Genomic DNA, 16,967 nt, shown 5'->3' on the forward strand with positions numbered 1-16,967 from the left:
GCCTTCGGATCAGTTGAGTGCAACAGCAGCGGCCTTGGCCGACTGGATGAGATGGGCGACGGCCGCCTCGCTCATGTTGAGGACTGGCTTCGGATAGACGCCGAAATAGATCGTCAGCACGACGAGGGGCGTCAGCACCGCGAATTCGCGCCAGGTCAGGTCGGCGATGCCGGCCAGGCTCGGCTTCTCCAGCGCACCATAGACGACGCGCCTGTAGAGCCACAGCGCATAGGCCGCCGAGAGGATCACGCCGAAGGTGGCGAAGAAGGCGACCCAGGTGTTGGCGCTGAACGCACCCATCAGCGTCAGGAATTCGCCGATGAAGCCGGACGTGCCGGGCAGGCCGACATTGGCCATGGTGAACACCAGCAGCGCCAGGGCATACCAGGGCATGCGGTTGACGAGGCCGCCATAGGCCGCGATCTCGCGGGTATGCATGCGGTCATACACCACGCCGACGCACAGGAAGAGCGCTCCCGAGACGATGCCGTGCGAGATCATCTGGAACATCGCGCCCTGCACGCCCTGCTCCGTCATGGAAAACAGCCCCATGGTGACGAAGCCCATATGGGCGACGGAGGAGTAGGCGATCAGCTTCTTCATGTCCTCCTGCATCAACGCCACCAGCGAGGTGTAGACGATGGCGACGACGGAGAGGGTGAAGACCAGTGGAGCGAAATATTCCGAGGCGGCGGGGAACATCGGCAGCGAGAAGCGGATGAAGCCGTAGCCGCCCATCTTCAGGAGAATGCCCGCCAGGACGACTGAACCCGCCGTCGGCGCCTCGACATGGGCGTCCGGCAGCCAGGTATGCACCGGCCACATCGGCATCTTCACCGCGAAGGAGGCGAAGAAGGCGAGCCACAGATAGGTCTGCATCTGGGCGGGGAAGTTGTGCTTCAACAGCACGGCGATGTCTGTCGTCCCCGCCTGCCAGTACATCGCCATGATCGCGATGAGCATCAGCACAGAGCCGAGCAGCGTATAGAGGAAGAACTTGAAGCTCGCATAGATGCGGCGCTGCCCGCCCCAGACGCCGATGATCAGGAACATCGGGATCAGGCCGCCCTCGAAGAAGAGGTAGAACAGCACGATATCCTGCGCGCAGAACACGCCGATCATCAGCGTCTCCAGCACGAGGAAGGCGATCATGTACTCGCGCACGCGGTTCTGGATCGAGCGCCAGCTGGCAAGGATGCAGAACGGCATCAGGAAGGTAGTGAGCACGACGAAGGGCAGCGAGATGCCATCGACGCCCATGCGGTAGCTGATGGCCGAGGAGCCCGAACCGCCCAGCCACTGCGCCGTCTCGACGAACTGGAACTGCGCATTCGACGGATCGAAGGCGAAGAGGGGGAACAGCGACACGACGAAGGTCGCGATCGTCGTCCATAACGAGATGACGCGCGCATTGCGCTTGACCACCTCGGCATCGCCGCGCAGGGCGATCAGAAGCACCACGCCGACCAGCGGCAGGAATGTCGTTACGGAGAGAACGGGCCAGGACATCAGTGCGTGCCTCCGAACATGGACCAGGTGAACAAGGCCGCGACGCCGATCAGCATGGCGAAGGCGTAGTGATAGAGATAGCCCGACTGCAGCTTGACCACGCCGCGCGTAATGTCGACGACACGGGCGGATACCCCGTCTGGACCAAGCCCGTCGATCGTCGCGCCATCGCCCTGCTTCCACAGGAAGCGGCCGATCCGCTTCGCCGGGCGTACGAACGCCCAGTCGTAGATCTCGTCGAAATACCACTTGTTGAGCAGGAACTTGTAGAGCAGCGGATTGGCGTTCGCGACCGCGGCGGGCACGCCGGGCGCCACGATATACATGTAGAAGGCAATGAGGAAGCCGACCGCCATCATGGTGAACGGGGCGAGATGCACGAGCGCGGGCACGCTCTCCATGCCTTCCAGCACCTTGCTGCCGTCGCCGAGGGAAACGGCGCCGTGCCAGAACCGTTCAAGGCCTTCGCTGGTGGCGAAATCATTATGGAACACCATGCCCGCCAGGACGGCGCCAACCGAGAGGACCCCGAGCGGGATCATCATCGTCAGCGGCGATTCATGCGCATGGCCATAGGTATGGGCATCCGCCCTCGTCTGCCCATGGAAGGTCATGAAGATGAGGCGCCACGAGTAGAAGGAGGTCATCAGTGCCGCGATCACCGTCATGAAGAAGGCATAGAGGGGAACGAAGCCGCCGCTCTCGCCATAGCTCGCATAGGCCGCCTCGATGATGGCGTCCTTCGAGTTGAAGCCGGCGAAGCCGATCTGGGTGAAGGGCAGGCCGACGCCGGTCAGCGCCAGCGTGCCGATCACCATCGCCAGATAGGTCAGCGGGATCCTGGCCCGAAGTCCGCCCATCTTCCGCATGTCCTGCTCGTGATGCATGGCATGGATCACCGAGCCGGCGCCGAGGAACAGCAGCGCCTTGAAGAAGGCGTGGGTGAAGAGATGGAACACGCCGACATTATAGGCGCCCACGCCCAGCGCGACGAACATGTAGCCGAGCTGCGAGCAGGTGGAATAGGCGATGACGCGCTTGATGTCGTTCTGCACGAGGCCGACCGTCGCGGCGAAGAAGGCCGTGGTCGCGCCGATGAAGGTGACGAAGGTCAGCGCATGGGGGGCGTGCTGGAACAAAGGCGACAGGCGCGCCACCATGACGACGCCGGCCGTGACCATGGTCGCGGCGTGGATGAGGGCGGAGACCGGCGTCGGGCCCTCCATGGCGTCGGGCAGCCAAGTGTGGAGCAGGAACTGGGCCGATTTGCCCATGGCGCCCATGAAGAGCAGGAAGCAGGCGACCTCGAGGGCCGGCAGGTCGTGGCCGAGGAAATGGAGGTTGGTCGCCGCCTTGTCGCCGGCCGCGGCGAAGATCTCCTCGAAGCCCACCGAACGGAAGATGGCGAAGACGGCGAAGATGCCGAGGGCGAAGCCGAAATCACCGACGCGGTTGACGACGAAGGCCTTGATCGCCGCCGCATTGGCGGAGGGCCGCTTGTACCAGAAACCGATGAGGAGGTAGGAGGCGAGGCCGACGCCTTCCCAGCCGAAGAACATCTGCACCAGATTGTCGGCCGTCACCAGCGCGAGCATCGCGAAAGTGAAGAGCGACAGATAGGCGAAGAAGCGCGGGCGGGACGGATCCTCCGCCATATAGCCGATGGAATAGAGATGGACGAGCGACGACACGGTGGTGACCACCACCAGCATGACCGCCGTCAGCGTATCGATGCGCAGCGACCAGTCGACCTGCAGCGCGCCGACATGGATCCATTCGAGCACGGGCACGGTCGTCGCCGCTCCGCCGAAGCCGACCTGGATGAAGGCGACCCATGACAGCACGCAGGACAGGAACAGGAAGCCGGTGGTCACATATTCGGCAAAGCGGATCTTGCCGGGCGAATGCGGGGAGACCTCCACCTCGTGATGGTCGTCATGACCGCCATGGCCATGATCCTCATGCGCATCGTGGTGGCCGTGGTCATGCCCATGCGAAGTGGCCTCGGCGGCATTCGCCGGCGCGAGATGCCATGTCAGCATGTTGGCGATGCCGGCGATCAGGAAGCCGAGGAGCGGCAGGAAGACAATTGCGTTGTACACGCCCTCAGCCCTTCATCACGTTGATGTCTTCGACGGCGATCGATCCGCGGTTGCGGTAGAAAGCCACGAGAATAGCCAGGCCGATCGCCGCTTCGGCGGCCGCGACGGTCAGGATCAGGAGGGAGAAGACCTGGCCCGTGATGTCGTGCAGCGCCGCCGAAAAGGCGACCATATTGATATTCACCGACAGCAGGATGAGCTCCACCGACATCAGGATGACGATGACGTTCTTGCGGTTGATGAAGATGCCGAACACGCCGATGGTGAAGAGGATGGCGGCGACGGCGAGGAAGTTGGAAAGACTGACGGCCATTGTCAGATACCCTGCCCTGGCTGAACCTTGACGACCTCGACGGACTGCGCCTTGGTGCGCGCCGACTGCAGCGCCGGATTTTGGCGCTTGACGCCCTGCTTGTGGCGCAGGGTCAGCACGATGGCGCCGATCATGGCCACCAGCAGCACGAGCCCGGCCGTCTCGAAGAAGAAGGCATAGTGCGTATAGAGGACGCCCCCGAGCGCCTGCGTGTTGGTGAGGGAGGGATCGATCTGCATGGCCGGGTTCGCCACGACGCCCGGCGAGATCACCCAGCCGATCACCACCATCAGGAGCTCGATCAGCACGATCACACCCACGACGAAGCCGATCGGCATATATTGCAGGAAGCCCTGCCGAAGCTCCGTGAAGTCGACGTCGAGCATCATTACGACGAAGAGGAAGAGAACCGCCACCGCGCCGACATAGACGACGATGAGGATCAAGGCGAGGAACTCGGCACCCGCCAGCATGAACAGGCCGGCCGCGTTGACGAAGGCCAGGATCAGATAGAGCACCGAATGCACAGGGTTGCGCGACAGGATGACCATCAAGGCCGATGCCACGCAAACAAAGGCGAACAGGTAAAAAAAGGCTGTCGCCACGTTCATGTCCAAACCCCTCTCCGGTCCGTCTCCGGGCCGTCCACTTCCGTTCCTCATCCCCGCGCAGGATCGCCTTCACCAGGAAGGACGATCAGGCACAGGGGCTTACGCGCCGTCCGCCATCAGCGATAGGGCGCATCCAGTGCGATATTCTTGGCGATCTCGCGCTCCCAGCGGTCTCCGTTCGCCAGGAGGCGATCCTTGTCGTAGAACAGTTCCTCGCGCGTCTCGACCGCAAACTCGAAGTTCGGTCCTTCGACGATCGCGTCGACCGGGCAGGCTTCCTGGCAGAAGCCGCAATAGATGCACTTCACCATGTCGATGTCGTAGCGCGTCGTGCGGCGCGTGCCGTCATTGCCGCGCGGCCCAGCCTCGATGGTGATGGCCTGCGCAGGGCAGATCGCCTCGCACAATTTGCAGGCGATGCAGCGCTCCTCACCGTTTGGATAGCGGCGAAGCACGTGCTCGCCGCGAAACCGCGGCGACAGGCGTCCCTTCTCGAAGGGATAGTTCAGCGTCGCCTTCGGCTTGAAGAAATAGCGCATCGACAGGAAGAAGGCCGACACGAACTCCTTCAGGAACAGCGCCTTGGCAGCCTGGTCGAGCCCGATGCCGGGGCGCCTGATATTGGCGGCAGTCATGGTGCCCATCCCGTAATTTGCAGGAAGCCTGCGACGATCACGACCATGGCGATCGACAGCGGCAAAAAGACCTTCCAGCCGAGACGCATCAGCTGGTCGTAGCGGTAGCGCGGCACGAAGGCCTTCACCATCGCGAACATGAAGAAAGCCAGCGACACCTTGATCAGGAACCAGATGATGCCGGGCACCCAGGTGAAGGGCGGCAGGTCGATCGGCGCCGTCCATCCTCCGAGGAAGAGGATGGTGAGCAGGGCGCACATGGTCATGATCGCCACATATTCGCCGAGCATGAACAGAAGGTAGGGCGTCGAGGCGTATTCGACCATGAAGCCGGCCACGAGTTCGGACTCCGCTTCCGCCAGGTCGAAGGGCGGGCGGTTCGTCTCGGCCAGCGCCGAGATGAAGAAGATCACGAACATCGGCAGCAACGGCAGCCAGTACCAGTTCAGGATGGTGAGCCAGGGCACGCCGAGCAGGCTGGCGAGGCCGCGGCTGTGCTGCGCCTCGACGATCGCGGTGAGGTTCAGGGAACCGGCGCAGAGCAGCACCGTGATGATGACGAAACCGATCGAGACTTCGTAGGACACCATCTGCGCGGCGGCACGCAGCGCCGACAGGAACGGATATTTCGAATTGGACGCCCAGCCGGCCATGATGGTGCCGTAGACGCCGAGCGAGGAGATCGCAAAGACGTAGAGAATGCCGACATTGATGTCGGCGATCACCCAGCCCGCGGTGAGCGGCAGCACTGCCCAGCCCGCCAAGGCGAGCACGCAGGTGACGAGGGGGGCGAGAAGGAAGACACCCTTGTTGGCGCCGGCCGGAATCACCGGCTCCTTGAGGACGAATTTGAGGAGGTCCGCGAAGGACTGGAAGAGGCCGAACGGCCCGACGACGTTCGGACCGCGACGGAGCTGCACCGCCGCCCAGATCTTGCGGTCCGCCAGAAGATAAAAGGCGATGAAGACCAGCAGGCAGACAAGCAGCACAAGGCTCTCAACGATCGGCAGACCGACCTTCCAGAGCAAAGTATCCCAAATCGTCATGGCCCCTGCCCTTATTCTGCTGCCAGCGGCAGCCCGCCCCGGGCCAGCTGCGAACACTGCGCCATCACTGCCGAAGCGCGCGCGATGGGATTGGTCAAATAGAAATCGGCGATCGGCGCCACGAAAGCATCCTTGGCCGGCGTCCCGCCCTTGCCGGCAAGCAGCGCGATGGCGGCCGGGTCGGCCGGGACGATATGGTCCACCGCCCCGAAATGCGGGAAGGCGGCCGTCAGCGTCCGGCGCAGCGCAGCAAGCGAATCATAGCCGAGCTTGACGCCGAGAACCTCCGACAGGGCGCGCAGGATCGCCCAGTCCTCGCGCGCCTCGCCCGGCGGGAAGGCCGCACGGTTGGCGAACTGCACGCGTCCTTCGGTGTTGACGTAGAGGCCCGAACGTTCGGGATAGGCCGCCGCCGGCAGGATCACGTCGGCGCGGTGGGCACCGCGATCGCCATGGCTGCCCTGATAGACGACGAAGGCGCCGGGCGCGACCGTCACCTCGTCCGCGCCGAGCAGGAAGAGGACGTCGAGGGCGCCCGCAGCGGCCATGCCGGCTGCGTCGAGGCCGCCCTCGCCCGGCACGAAGCCGAGGTCGAGGGCGCCGACGCGCGAGGCCGCGTTGTGCAGCACGCCGAAGCCGTTCCAGCCGTCCTTGACCGCGCCGAGATCCCGCGCCGCCCTGGCGGCCAGAGAGAGCAGCGCCGCACCGTCCTCTCGGGCATAGACGCCGCCGCCGACGATGATGATCGGCTTCTGCGCACCCTTGAGCACGTCGGCGAACGCGCCCCTGCCCGCCGCGAGATCGGCGAGCGTATCGGCGCCAGCGCCGAGATAGTCATAGGAATAAGTGAGATCGACCTTCTCGCCGATCAGCGCGACCCTGGTGCCCCGGAGCCACCGCTTGCGGATACGGGCGTTGAGAACCGCCGCTTCCTTGCGCGGATTGGTGCCGACGAGGAGGATGGCGTCGGCCTCCTCGATGCCGGCGATGGTCGGATTGAACAGATAGGAAGCGCGGCCGAGCGAGGGGTCGATCCTGGCGCCGTCCTGGCGGGCATCGAGGTTCTTCGAACCCAGCCGGGCGATCAGGTCCTTGAGCGCGTAGAGTTCCTCCACGGCGGCAAGATCGCCCGCGATGGCGCCGATGCGCTCGGGCCTGGCCGCCTTGACCTTGGCCGCGATGGCGGCGAACGCCTCCTGCCAGCCGACCGCCTTCAGACGGCCGTCGACGCGCAGATAGGGCTTGTCGAGCCGCTGCGTGCGCAGGCCGTCCCACACGAAGCGGGTCTTGTCCGAAATCCACTCCTCGTTCACCGCCTCGTTGGTGCGGGGCATGATCCGCATCACCTCGCGGCCGCGGGCGTCGATGCGGATGGCCGATCCGACGGCGTCCATGACGTCGATCGATTCGGTCTTCGACAGTTCCCACGGACGGGCATGAAACTCGTAGGGCTTGGACGTCAGCGCGCCGACCGGGCAGAGATCGATGACATTGCCCTGCAATTCGGAGCTCATCGCCTTTTCGAGATAGGTCGTGATCTCCATGTCCTCGCCGCGGCCGATCGCGCCAAGATCGGAGACGCCGGCGACTTCCGTGGTGAAGCGGACGCAACGCGTGCAGTGGATGCAGCGGTTCATCACCGTCTTGACGAGCGGCCCGATATATTTGTCCTCGACCGCCCGCTTGTTCTCGGCGTAGCGGTTCTTGTCGGCGCCATAGGCCATCGCCTGGTCCTGCAGATCGCACTCGCCGCCCTGATCGCAGATCGGGCAATCCAGCGGATGGTTGATGAGCAGGAACTCCATGACGCCCTCGCGGGCCTTCTTGACCATGGGGCTCTTGGTGAGCACCACCGGCGGCTCGCCCTTCGGGCCAGGCCGGAGATCGCGTACCGCCATGGCGCAGGATGCCGTCGGCTTGGGCGGTCCGCCCTTCACCTCGACCAGGCACATGCGGCAGTTGCCGGCAATCGACAGGCGCTCGTGAAAGCAAAAACGCGGGATCTCAGCTCCCGCAGCTTCGCAGGCCTGGAGGAGCGTATACTCCGCCGGGACTTCGATTTCCTGTCCGTCGACGATCAGCTTGGCCATGGATAACCTTGACGATCAGGCCCGGAGCGCGACACGCAATCCAGACTCTTTCCAAACTCGACTTCGCAAAATTCCGCGCCGCGATCAACTGCTGCGATGCGAAAAAGAAGCGCTGTGAAGCGGCGGGGACGTTGTGTCGCCCCCGCCGCAGAATGACTTGCAACCGGCGGCTGCCGGCGGCCTATTCCGCCGCCTGCAGAACGGGATCGGAATGCGGATTGGCGGCATATTGATCGATCCGCGCTTCGATCTCGTGACGGAAATGGGCGATCAGCCCCTGGATCGGCCAGGCCGCGGCATCGCCGAGCGCACAGATCGTATGGCCCTCCACCTGCTTGGTGACGTCGAGCAGCATGTCGATCTCGCGCTTCTGGGCACGGCCTTCGGCCATGCGGGTCATCACCCGCCACATCCAGCCGGTGCCCTCGCGGCACGGCGTGCACTGGCCGCAGCTCTCATGCTTGTAGAAATAAGCGAGGCGGGCGATGGCGCGGATGACGTCGGTGGACTTGTCCATCACGATGACGGCCGCGGTGCCGAGACCGGAGCGGAGCTTGGAAAGCGAGTCGAAGTCCATCGGCGTGTCGATGATCTGTTCGGCCGGCACCATGCGCACGGACGATCCGCCGGGGATGACCGCCTTCAGGTTTTCCCACCCGCCGCGGACGCCGCCGCAATGGCGCTCGATCAGCTCGCGGAACGGAATACCCATCGCCTCTTCGACGTTGCACGGCTTGTTGACGTGGCCGGAGACGCAGAAAAGCTTGGTGCCGACATTGTTGGGATTGCCGATGCCGGCAAACCAGCCGGCACCGCGGCGCAGGATGGTCGGCGCGACGGCGATCGATTCCACATTGTTGACGGTGGTCGGGCAGCCATACAGGCCCATATTGGCCGGGAAGGGCGGCTTCATGCGCGGCATGCCCTTCTTGCCTTCGAGGCTCTCGAGCAGCGCCGTTTCCTCGCCGCAGATATAGGCACCGGCGCCGTGATGCACGTAGAGATCGAATTCCCAGCCATGCTTGTTGTTCTTGCCGATGAGGCCGGCCTCGTAGGCCTCGTCGACGGCTGCCTGCAGCGCCTCGCGCTCGCGCACATATTCGCCGCGTATATAAATGTAGCAGGCATGGGCGTTCATCGCGAAGGAGGCGATCAGGCAGCCTTCCACCAGATGATGCGGATCATGCCGCATGATCTCGCGGTCCTTGCAGGTGCCCGGCTCCGACTCGTCGGCGTTGACGACCAGATAGCTCGGCCGGCCGTCCGACTTCTTCGGCATGAAGGACCATTTGAGGCCGGTCGGAAAGCCCGCTCCGCCGCGTCCGCGCAGGCCCGAAGCCTTCATCTCATTGATGATCCAGTCCTGGCCCATCTCGAGAATCTGCTTGGTGCCGTCCCACGAGCCCCGCTTGATCGCGGCCTGCAGGCCGGGCGAGTGAAACCCGTAGAGATTGGTGAAGATACGGTCGCGATCAGCAAGCATGGCGGACCTGAAAATCTGAGAGCGGAAAATATTTCGTCGAACCACGCCCGGCGAAAGAACCTGTCGTCGAAGGGCGGATCATGCGAAGCCGCCCTCCCCTTTCGCCGTCACGCCGGCTTGACCGGAGCCGCCGCCGAAGCTTTGGCCGCCTCCGCAGCCTTGGCCGCTTCGGCCGCCTTGGCGGCAGCCTGCTTCTCCTTCTCCTCGGCGAAGCGCTTCTGCCAGGAACCGACGACGGAGCCGTCATAAAGGGCGGGGTCGCTCAGCGTCTCCGCGCCGCCTTCCGGCTCCGAGGAGAAACGCCCGTTCTGCGGCCCGGGCTTCACCGGCCGGCCGGCGGCCAGGTCGTCGAGCACCTTGGTGATGCTCTCCGCGGTGAGGTCCTCATAGAAGTCGTAATTGATCTGCACCATCGGTGCATTGCAGCAGGCGCCGAGGCACTCCACCTCGAGCCAGGAGAAATTGCCGTCCGCGGACACGTGATGCTCCGGACCGACGCGCTTCCGGACCGCATCCTTGATCGCTTCGGCGCCACGCAGCATGCAGGGCGTGGTTCCGCACAGCTGGATGAAATATTTGCCGACGGGCGCCAGGTTGAACATCGTGTAGAAGGTGGCGATCTCCAGCACCCGGATCCGCGCCATGCCGAGCCTGGCCGCGATCGCCTCGATCGCCGCCTGCGACACCCAGCCGCCGGCCTGCTCCTGCGCCCGCCACAACAGCGGAATCACCGCCGAGGCCTCACGGCCTGGCGGATATTTGGCGATCTGCTGGTCGATCCAGGCCTCGTTTTCAGCCGTGAAGGCGAAGGATGCCGGCTGGAGTTCCTGGGGCGCGAGCCTGCGAACGGACATGCGCTCAATCCTCTTTCCTGATGCCGCCGGCCGGACTACGATCCGCCGTCGGCAAACATACGATACTCAACGATCGACCTCGCCGAACACGATGTCGAGCGAGCCGAGAATGGCCGAAACGTCGGCCAGCATGTAGCCGCGGCACAGCCAGTCCATCGACTGCAGATGGGCGAAGCCGGGCGCCCGGATCTTGCAGCGATAAGGCTTGTTGCCGCCATCCGAGACGAGATAGACGCCGAATTCGCCCTTGGGAGCCTCCACCGCCGCATAAACCTCGCCGGCCGGCACGTGGTAGCCTTCCGTATAGAGCTTGAAGTGGTGGATGAGGGCTTCCATCGAGCGCTTCATTTCGCCGCGCTTGGGCGGCACGATCTTGTTGTCCACCGTCGAAACCGGGCCCGGTGTCTTCCTGAGCAGCGCGATGCACTGCCTCATGATGCGGACCGACTGCCGCATTTCTTCCATGCGGATGCAATAGCGGTCGAAATTGTCGCCGTTCCTGCCGATGGGGATGTCGAAATCGAGCTCGGCATAGCATTCGTAGGGCTGCGACTTGCGCAGGTCCCAGGCGGCGCCGGAGCCGCGCACCATCACGCCCGAATAGCCCCAGGCCCAGGCGTCGTCGAGCGCGACGATACCGATGTCGACATTGCGCTGCTTGAAGATGCGGTTGTCGGTCAGCAGGCCCTCGAGGTCGTCGCACACCTTCAGGAAGGGGTCGCAGAAGGCCTCGATGTCGTTGATGAGGTCGGGCGGCAGGTCCTGATGCACCCCGCCGGCGCGGAAATAGGCGGCGTGCATGCGGCTTCCCGATGCCCGCTCGTAGAAGATCATCAGCTTCTCGCGCTCCTCGAAGCCCCACAGCGGCGGCGTCAGGGCGCCGACGTCCATGGCCTGCGTCGTCACGTTGAGAAGATGCGACAGCAGCCGGCCGATCTCGCAATAGAGCACACGGATCAGCTGGCCGCGCCGGGGCACCTCGATGCCGAGCAGACGCTCGATCGCCAGGCAATAAGCGTGCTCCTGGTTCATCGGGGCGACATAGTCCAGGCGATCGAAATAGGGGATCGCCTGCATGAAGGTCTTGGCTTCGATCAGCTTCTCGGTACCGCGATGGAGCAGGCCGATATGCGGGTCGACCCTCTCGACCACCTCGCCGTCCAGCTCCATGACGAGACGCAGCACACCATGGGCCGCGGGGTGCTGCGGGCCGAAATTGATCGCGAAATTACGCAGGTGTGGTTGGTCGTTCATCGCGTTCCCAAATGCTCCAGCGCGCCGGAAGCCCCTCCGGCCCGAAGTTCCATCGGCGCCGGCTCCACGCTCCAGGCGGGAAACCGGCCAGCCTCAAATCATCGTCCGGTTCAGCCGGCCTTCGCCTTTTCATCGCCCGGCAGCACGTAGTCCGTGCCTTCCCAGGGCGAAAGAAAGTCGAAATTCCGGAACTCCTGATTGAGCCGTACCGGCTCGTAGACCACCCGCTTGGCCTCGTCGTCCCAGCGCACCTCGACGAAGCCGGTGAGCGGAAAATCCTTGCGCAGCGGATAGCCGTCGAAACCGTAATCGGTCAGCAGGCGTCGCAGATCCGGATGGCCGGTGAAGAGGATGCCGTAGAGATCATAGGCCTCGCGTTCGAACCAAAGCGCGCCGGAGAACACGCCCACCGCGGACGGCACCGGCGTCGCCTCGTCGGTCTCGACCTTGATGCGGATGCGCGCATTCTTCGTCGGCGACAGCAGATGATAGACGACGTCGAAACGCTTCTCCCGGGCGGGGTAGTCCGCACCGCAGATGTCGATGAACGATACGAAGCGGCAGCCCGCATCATCGCGCAGATAGGTCAGCACCGCCAGGATATCGTCCGGACCGGTGGTGACCGTGAGCTCGTCGAAGGCGTGGACGACGCCGGTCACGGCGCCGGGAAACGCCTGCTGAACCGCCTCGCCGATCGACTGCAGGACTTCGGTCTTTGCCATGTCGGGCCCGCTCAACGTTCGATTGTGCCGGTGCGGCGGATTTTCTTCTGCAGCAGAAGGACGCCATACAGCAGCGCTTCAGCCGTGGGCGGGCAGCCGGGTACGTAGATGTCGACCGGGACGATCCGGTCGCAGCCGCGCACCACCGCATAGGAATAGTGATAATAGCCGCCGCCATTGGCGCAGGAGCCCATGGAGATGACGTAGCGCGGCTCCGGCATCTGGTCATAGACCTTGCGCAGCGCAGGAGCCATCTTGTTGGTCAGCGTGCCCGCGACGATCATCACGTCCGACTGGCGCGGCGAGGCGCGGGGCGCAAAGCCGAACCGCTCGACGTCGTAGCGCGGCATCGAAACCTGCATCATCTCGACGGCGCAGCAGGCCAGGCCGAACGTCATCCACATCAGCGAGCCGGTGCGGGCCCAGTTGATGAGGTTGTCGGCCGTGGTCACCAGGAAGCCGCGATCGGCCAGCTCATTGTTGATTTCGACGAAGAAGGGATCCGTCGAGCCGACCGGCATGCCGGTGTTCGGGTCGATGATCCCGCGCGGAGCCGGCGCCGTCAGCGTGCGGCCCCGAACGCCGGAGGTTGGAGCGTCGAGATTCAATCCCATTCGAGCGCGCCTTTCTTCCATTCATAGACAAAGCCGATGGTCAGCACGGCCAGGAAAATCATCATCGAGGTGAAGCCGAACAGCCCGACATGCTTGAAGGTGATCGCCCAGGGAAAAAGAAACGCCACTTCCAGGTCGAAAATGATGAAGAGGATCGAAACCAGATAAAAGCGCACGTCGAATTTCATACGCGCGTCGTCAAAGGCATTGAACCCGCATTCATAAGCGGAGAGCTTTTCCGGATCCGGGCTCTGGAACGCCACGATGAAGGGCGCCACCAGCAGAGCCAGACCGATCACGGCCGAGACCCCCACGAAGATGATGAGCGGCAGATAGCCGGCGAGAAGAGTGTCCATCGGCAGAACCCTGGCTGCGGCAGCCCTGCGAAAACGCTGCGGCGACCGCTATTTGGACGATATAGGCACGGCGGTCCCGAACGGAAGAGCGCACGCCCATGCGGGCCGCCCAGGTTTCCGGGCGCGGAAATTCTGTCCCGCGCCGAATGGTGGGCCGCCTGCTGCGAGCCTTAAACCACGGCCATGACAGGCGCAAGCTTGGAAGCGTTCCAGCCAGTCAGATTCATACCGCACTGCGGCAAAGGGAACTACCCTTGCGGGAGGGCGCCTCCCGGCGTCGCGCCGCGCGTTCGGGAATCCGGTGCGCGGGCCGCCGTCTTTTTCACAGCCCGGCACCGACGCCCCGGGCGAGCGTCAAGCGATTCGACGCCCCGCCTGCACAGGCCGGGCACGGGCCGGCGGTCGGTGCAACCGGAACAAGTTCCTCCCGCCTCAGTTGTGTTCCCATCATCCCTCCAAGGAGCTCATCCTTATGCCCAGCGAAAAGAACCTTAACGAACTGTTCATCGAAACGCTGAAAGACATCTATTACGCGGAGAAGCAGATCCTGCGGGCTCTGCCCAAGATGGCACGGGAAGCCACGTCGCCGGAACTCAAGAAGGCGTTCGAGACCCATCGCGACGAGACCGAAGGCCATGTCGAGCGGCTGCAGCAGATCTTCGAGCAGATCGGCAAGCCGGCGCGCGGCAAGACCTGCGACGCCATCGTCGGCATCATCGAGGAAGCCAAGGAAGTGATGGAGGAATTCAAGGGCGCCTCCGCGCTCGATGCCGGCCTGACGGCATCGGCCCAGGCGGTCGAGCATTACGAGATCGCCCGTTACGGCACGCTCAAGACATGGGCCGGACAGCTCGGCATGAACGATGCCGTGAAGCTGCTCGACCTGACGCTGCAGGAGGAGATCAAGACGGACAAGCTGCTGTCGCAGCTCGCCAACACCACCGTCAACCGCAAGGCTGCCTGATCGCTCGGAAGACAAGCCGCGGAGGCTGGGGCTCCAGCCTCCGTACGCGGCCTTGACGATCCTGTCGTCGACCATGTCGCGCCGTAGCGCGGCATCAGGCAAGGCGCCTTAGATAGGCCTCCAGGGCATCCCAATCGCCGGGCGGCGCGGACAAGCCGATATAGCCATCGGGCCGGACTGCCAGCAGGCGGTCCGGCCCGACGGCTTTTCGGGGGGCATCCAAGAGTTGCGGATAGCGGGCGGCGACGGCAGTACCGCGCCGGACATCGTCCGTGAACAGCAGGAAGCGCGGCGTCCCGCCGCTGCCCGGTGCGGAGCCGCCATAATGCTCCGGTACCACTCTCGCGCCGGCCCCATGGCCGACCGACAGAGGGCTGCCGGCATAGCCGATCTCGACCTCCCCCATCATATTGGCGAGCCGATCCTGCACGGTGTGCAGGCTGAGAAGGAGGCGCAGCGCGACATTGCGCGCCGCCTGCGCCGCAGGAGCGGACAGCGTCGCGATATCGGTCAGCCGGGTCGCGTTGCGAAGCACCATGTCGCCCACGGCACTGCGCTCGGGGCTGTAGCTGTCGAGCAGCGCCGCCGCGCCCTGCCCCCGCACCACCATCGCGAGCTTCCAGGCCAGGTTGAACGCATCCTGCATGCCGGTGTTCATGCCCTGCCCGCCGGCCGGACTGTGCACATGGGCGGCATCCCCCGCCAGGAATACCCGACCGCGGCCATAGCGGGCGACCTTGCGCTCATTGATGCGGAAGCGGCTGAGCCATGCCGGATCCGCGACGCGCATGTCGCCCCCGCAGCGCCTGTCCACCAGGGCCTGGACGTCCGAAAGGCTCGGGTCCGGCCTTGCACCGCCGGGGTCGGCCTTCCCGACGGTGGCGACGACCCTCGCCCGCCCGCCCGGCATCGGAAAGGCCACCAGCGGACCGTCACGGTGGAGAAAGATCGAGACCTCGTCGGGGGCAGGCCTGTCCCTTCCTTCGAAGCGGATGTCGGCAAGCAGCCAGTCATCCTCCTGCGCCGAGCCTCGGAATTCGAAGCCGAGGCCGTGCCTGACCGCGCTGTGGGCGCCGTCGCAGCCGATGAGCCAGGGGGCATGGACCCGTTCCTCGCGTCCGTCCGGATGGCGGAGGCGCGCTTCGACGCCATCGGGCCCCTCGGCGAAGGCAGCGAGTTCCACCTGGCGCTCGACCTCGACGCCCAGAGACCGCAGGTGGAGGGACAACAGACGTTCCGTGTCGCGCTGCGGAAGCATCAGGGCAAAATTGTAGGGGCTGCGGATGTCGTCGAAGCGGGCTCGCCCGAGCAGCGTGGTGCCGCTACGCATCGCGGCGGCGTGAGCGCGCAACCCTGCGTCGAGAAAAGCGGGCGTGCAGCCCATGCGGTCCATGAGCTCGAGGGTGCGGCTCCAGACCACCAGCGCCTTCGACGTCTGGGTGGCCTGCGCCGCACGGTCGACGATGCGCACGGGCACGCCATAGCGGGCCAGTTCGGCTGCCATGGTCAGGCCGACGGGCCCGGCACCGACGATCAGGATATCCGCCATGTCGACACTGCCTCGGGTCGATCCCCCGCCGGCCACGATAGGATAGTTCCCGGCGTTCCGCCATGCCGCGGCTCGCCCGGCCGAGGCGTCACGTCGGCGTGGCTGACACCGATGAAACAGCACTCATCCGGAGGTCGTGGCGCGCCATGAGCCGCATGCGTGCGGTCGCCTATCGGACGGTGCCGATGCCGGCCAGGATGAGGTCGATGCCGGCGAGGAACTGCTCGCGGTCGTCGTGCTCGCGCATCGGCGTCGCCACCTGGCGCAGGAACGGGTACTTCGCAGGGTCGAGCTGGGCCCACCGTGCGGCGACGGTCGAGAGGAAGGCCGATCGATCCGTCTCGCGCGTGTGGCGGGCGTTCGCGGCGTTCTGTCCGGCGACCCCGAGAATGTAGTTCACCAGCGCTGACCACGAGTCGAACTGCGCTCGTTCGGGAACGCCGAGCGCCTGAAGCCGGCCGCCGATGCCTTCGAAGATCTGCAGCATCGCGGGCTGCAACGGTTCGCGCGAAAGCTGGCTGCCTACCCAGGGGTGCAGGTCGATCGCGTCGAACACCCCCAGCGCAATGGCCCGGATCGTCTCCCGTGGCTCCGTACCGCCGACCATGTCGGTCGTGGCTCGGGTGATCACGTCCTCGATGGCCGCCGCGAGCAGCTCGTTCTTGTCGGCGACGTGCCAGTAGATCGCCCCGCTCCCCGTTGTCAGCCGAGCCGCGAGCGCGCGGAAGGTCAGGGCGCTCTCGCCGTCATTGTCGAGGATCTCGATCGCCGCCTCGACGATCCGCTCCTTCGAGAGTGCGTCCGTGCGCCGTTCGGTCCGTCGAGTCCTGATCCCCATAGCTTCACCTTGACATTTCTGGAACGC

At 64.7% G+C, this 16,967-nt stretch carries 15 protein-coding genes and 1 pseudogene; 1 reads left to right on the forward strand and 15 read right to left on the reverse strand.

Annotated features, from left to right (window positions below):
- Nucleotides 1–9 precede the first annotated feature (9 nt).
- The 13 genes and pseudogenes from J3R73_RS17985 to J3R73_RS18045 form a co-directional block, all read right to left on the reverse strand.
- The gene (locus J3R73_RS17985) at nt 10–1,512 is read right to left on the reverse strand and encodes an NADH-quinone oxidoreductase subunit M (protein ID WP_307437458.1); all 1,503 of its coding nucleotides are present in this window, start codon (nt 1,510–1,512) and stop codon (nt 10–12) included.
- On the reverse strand, nt 1,509–3,611 hold the full coding sequence (nuoL, locus tag J3R73_RS17990; RefSeq protein ID WP_307429739.1) for an NADH-quinone oxidoreductase subunit L: 2,103 nt from the start codon (nt 3,609–3,611) through the stop codon (nt 1,509–1,511). Before nuoL ends, J3R73_RS17985 begins: the two co-directional genes overlap by 4 nt.
- 4 nt (nt 3,612–3,615) lie before the next feature.
- The gene (nuoK, locus tag J3R73_RS17995) at nt 3,616–3,924 is read right to left on the reverse strand and encodes an NADH-quinone oxidoreductase subunit NuoK (RefSeq protein ID WP_307429742.1); all 309 of its coding nucleotides are present in this window, start codon (nt 3,922–3,924) and stop codon (nt 3,616–3,618) included.
- Between the two features lie 2 nt (nt 3,925–3,926).
- Nucleotides 3,927–4,535 carry an NADH-quinone oxidoreductase subunit J gene (locus J3R73_RS18000; protein ID WP_307429745.1) on the reverse strand — a complete coding sequence of 203 codons (609 nt, stop codon included), beginning with the start codon at nt 4,533–4,535 and terminating at the stop codon, nt 3,927–3,929.
- Between the two features lie 116 nt (nt 4,536–4,651).
- On the reverse strand, nt 4,652–5,170 hold the full coding sequence (gene nuoI / locus J3R73_RS18005; RefSeq protein WP_307429748.1) for an NADH-quinone oxidoreductase subunit NuoI: 519 nt from the start codon (nt 5,168–5,170) through the stop codon (nt 4,652–4,654).
- On the reverse strand, nt 5,167–6,216 hold the full coding sequence (gene nuoH / locus J3R73_RS18010) for an NADH-quinone oxidoreductase subunit NuoH (RefSeq protein WP_307429750.1): 1,050 nt from the start codon (nt 6,214–6,216) through the stop codon (nt 5,167–5,169). The genes nuoI and nuoH overlap by 4 nt, the downstream gene beginning before the upstream one ends.
- An 11-nt stretch (nt 6,217–6,227) precedes the next feature.
- Nucleotides 6,228–8,306: an NADH-quinone oxidoreductase subunit NuoG gene (gene nuoG / locus J3R73_RS18015; RefSeq protein WP_307429753.1), complete on the reverse strand. Its 2,079-nt coding sequence runs from the start codon at nt 8,304–8,306 to the stop codon at nt 6,228–6,230.
- A gap of 181 nt (nt 8,307–8,487) precedes the next feature.
- Complete coding sequence (gene nuoF / locus J3R73_RS18020; RefSeq protein WP_307429758.1) at nt 8,488–9,789, reverse strand: NADH-quinone oxidoreductase subunit NuoF; 1,302 nt, start codon at nt 9,787–9,789, stop codon at nt 8,488–8,490.
- 113 nt (nt 9,790–9,902) lie between these two features.
- Nucleotides 9,903–10,643, reverse strand: a pseudogene (gene nuoE, locus J3R73_RS18025) (NADH-quinone oxidoreductase subunit NuoE); the annotation flags it as partial.
- Nucleotides 10,644–10,709: 66 nt separating this feature from the next.
- Entirely contained in the window at nt 10,710–11,897 is a 1,188-nt protein-coding gene (locus J3R73_RS18030; protein ID WP_307429764.1) for an NADH-quinone oxidoreductase subunit D, read from the reverse strand.
- A gap of 110 nt (nt 11,898–12,007) precedes the next feature.
- On the reverse strand, nt 12,008–12,619 hold the full coding sequence (locus J3R73_RS18035; RefSeq protein ID WP_307429767.1) for an NADH-quinone oxidoreductase subunit C: 612 nt from the start codon (nt 12,617–12,619) through the stop codon (nt 12,008–12,010).
- A gap of 11 nt (nt 12,620–12,630) precedes the next feature.
- Entirely contained in the window at nt 12,631–13,233 is a 603-nt protein-coding gene (locus J3R73_RS18040; protein ID WP_370879951.1) for a NuoB/complex I 20 kDa subunit family protein, read from the reverse strand.
- Nucleotides 13,224–13,589, reverse strand: a complete 366-nt coding sequence (locus tag J3R73_RS18045; protein ID WP_307429771.1) for an NADH-quinone oxidoreductase subunit A — start codon at nt 13,587–13,589, stop codon at nt 13,224–13,226. The genes J3R73_RS18040 and J3R73_RS18045 overlap by 10 nt, the downstream gene beginning before the upstream one ends.
- Nucleotides 13,590–14,061: 472 nt before the next feature.
- On the opposite strand from J3R73_RS18045, the gene J3R73_RS18050 reads away from it, so the two are divergent.
- Nucleotides 14,062–14,553: a YciE/YciF ferroxidase family protein gene (locus J3R73_RS18050; RefSeq protein ID WP_307429774.1), complete on the forward strand. Its 492-nt coding sequence runs from the start codon at nt 14,062–14,064 to the stop codon at nt 14,551–14,553.
- A gap of 94 nt (nt 14,554–14,647) precedes the next feature.
- On the opposite strand, the gene J3R73_RS18055 is transcribed toward J3R73_RS18050, so the two are convergent.
- Together J3R73_RS18055 and J3R73_RS18060 are read right to left on the reverse strand one after the other, a co-directional pair.
- Entirely contained in the window at nt 14,648–16,102 is a 1,455-nt protein-coding gene (locus J3R73_RS18055) for an FAD-dependent monooxygenase (protein WP_307429777.1), read from the reverse strand.
- Nucleotides 16,103–16,271: 169 nt separating this feature from the next.
- A complete protein-coding gene (locus J3R73_RS18060; RefSeq protein ID WP_307429780.1) occupies nt 16,272–16,940 on the reverse strand; it encodes a TetR/AcrR family transcriptional regulator in 669 nt (222 codons plus the stop codon).
- Nucleotides 16,941–16,967: the final 27 nt, after the last annotated feature.

The organism is Labrys monachus (genome assembly GCF_030814655.1).
In the GTDB taxonomy this organism is placed as follows: Bacteria; Pseudomonadota; Alphaproteobacteria; order Rhizobiales; family Labraceae; genus Labrys; species Labrys monacha.

Coding starts and splice junctions, on each gene's coding strand:
- J3R73_RS18030 (WP_307429764.1), bottom strand. CDS start 11,897: ATGAACGACCAACCACACCTGCGTAATTTCGCGATCAATTTCGGCCCG.
- J3R73_RS18040 (WP_370879951.1), bottom strand. CDS start 13,233: ATGGGATTGAATCTCGACGCTCCAACCTCCGGCGTTCGGGGCCGCACG.
- nuoG (WP_307429753.1), bottom strand. CDS start 8,306: ATGGCCAAGCTGATCGTCGACGGACAGGAAATCGAAGTCCCGGCGGAG.
- J3R73_RS18060 (WP_307429780.1), bottom strand. CDS start 16,940: ATGGGGATCAGGACTCGACGGACCGAACGGCGCACGGACGCACTCTCG.
- J3R73_RS18050 (WP_307429774.1), top strand. CDS start 14,062: ATGCCCAGCGAAAAGAACCTTAACGAACTGTTCATCGAAACGCTGAAA.
- nuoI (WP_307429748.1), bottom strand. CDS start 5,170: ATGACTGCCGCCAATATCAGGCGCCCCGGCATCGGGCTCGACCAGGCT.
- J3R73_RS18055 (WP_307429777.1), bottom strand. CDS start 16,102: ATGGCGGATATCCTGATCGTCGGTGCCGGGCCCGTCGGCCTGACCATG.
- nuoH (WP_307429750.1), bottom strand. CDS start 6,216: ATGACGATTTGGGATACTTTGCTCTGGAAGGTCGGTCTGCCGATCGTT.
- nuoF (WP_307429758.1), bottom strand. CDS start 9,789: ATGCTTGCTGATCGCGACCGTATCTTCACCAATCTCTACGGGTTTCAC.
- J3R73_RS18000 (WP_307429745.1), bottom strand. CDS start 4,535: ATGAACGTGGCGACAGCCTTTTTTTACCTGTTCGCCTTTGTTTGCGTG.
- J3R73_RS18045 (WP_307429771.1), bottom strand. CDS start 13,589: ATGGACACTCTTCTCGCCGGCTATCTGCCGCTCATCATCTTCGTGGGG.
- nuoK (WP_307429742.1), bottom strand. CDS start 3,924: ATGGCCGTCAGTCTTTCCAACTTCCTCGCCGTCGCCGCCATCCTCTTC.
- J3R73_RS18035 (WP_307429767.1), bottom strand. CDS start 12,619: ATGGCAAAGACCGAAGTCCTGCAGTCGATCGGCGAGGCGGTTCAGCAG.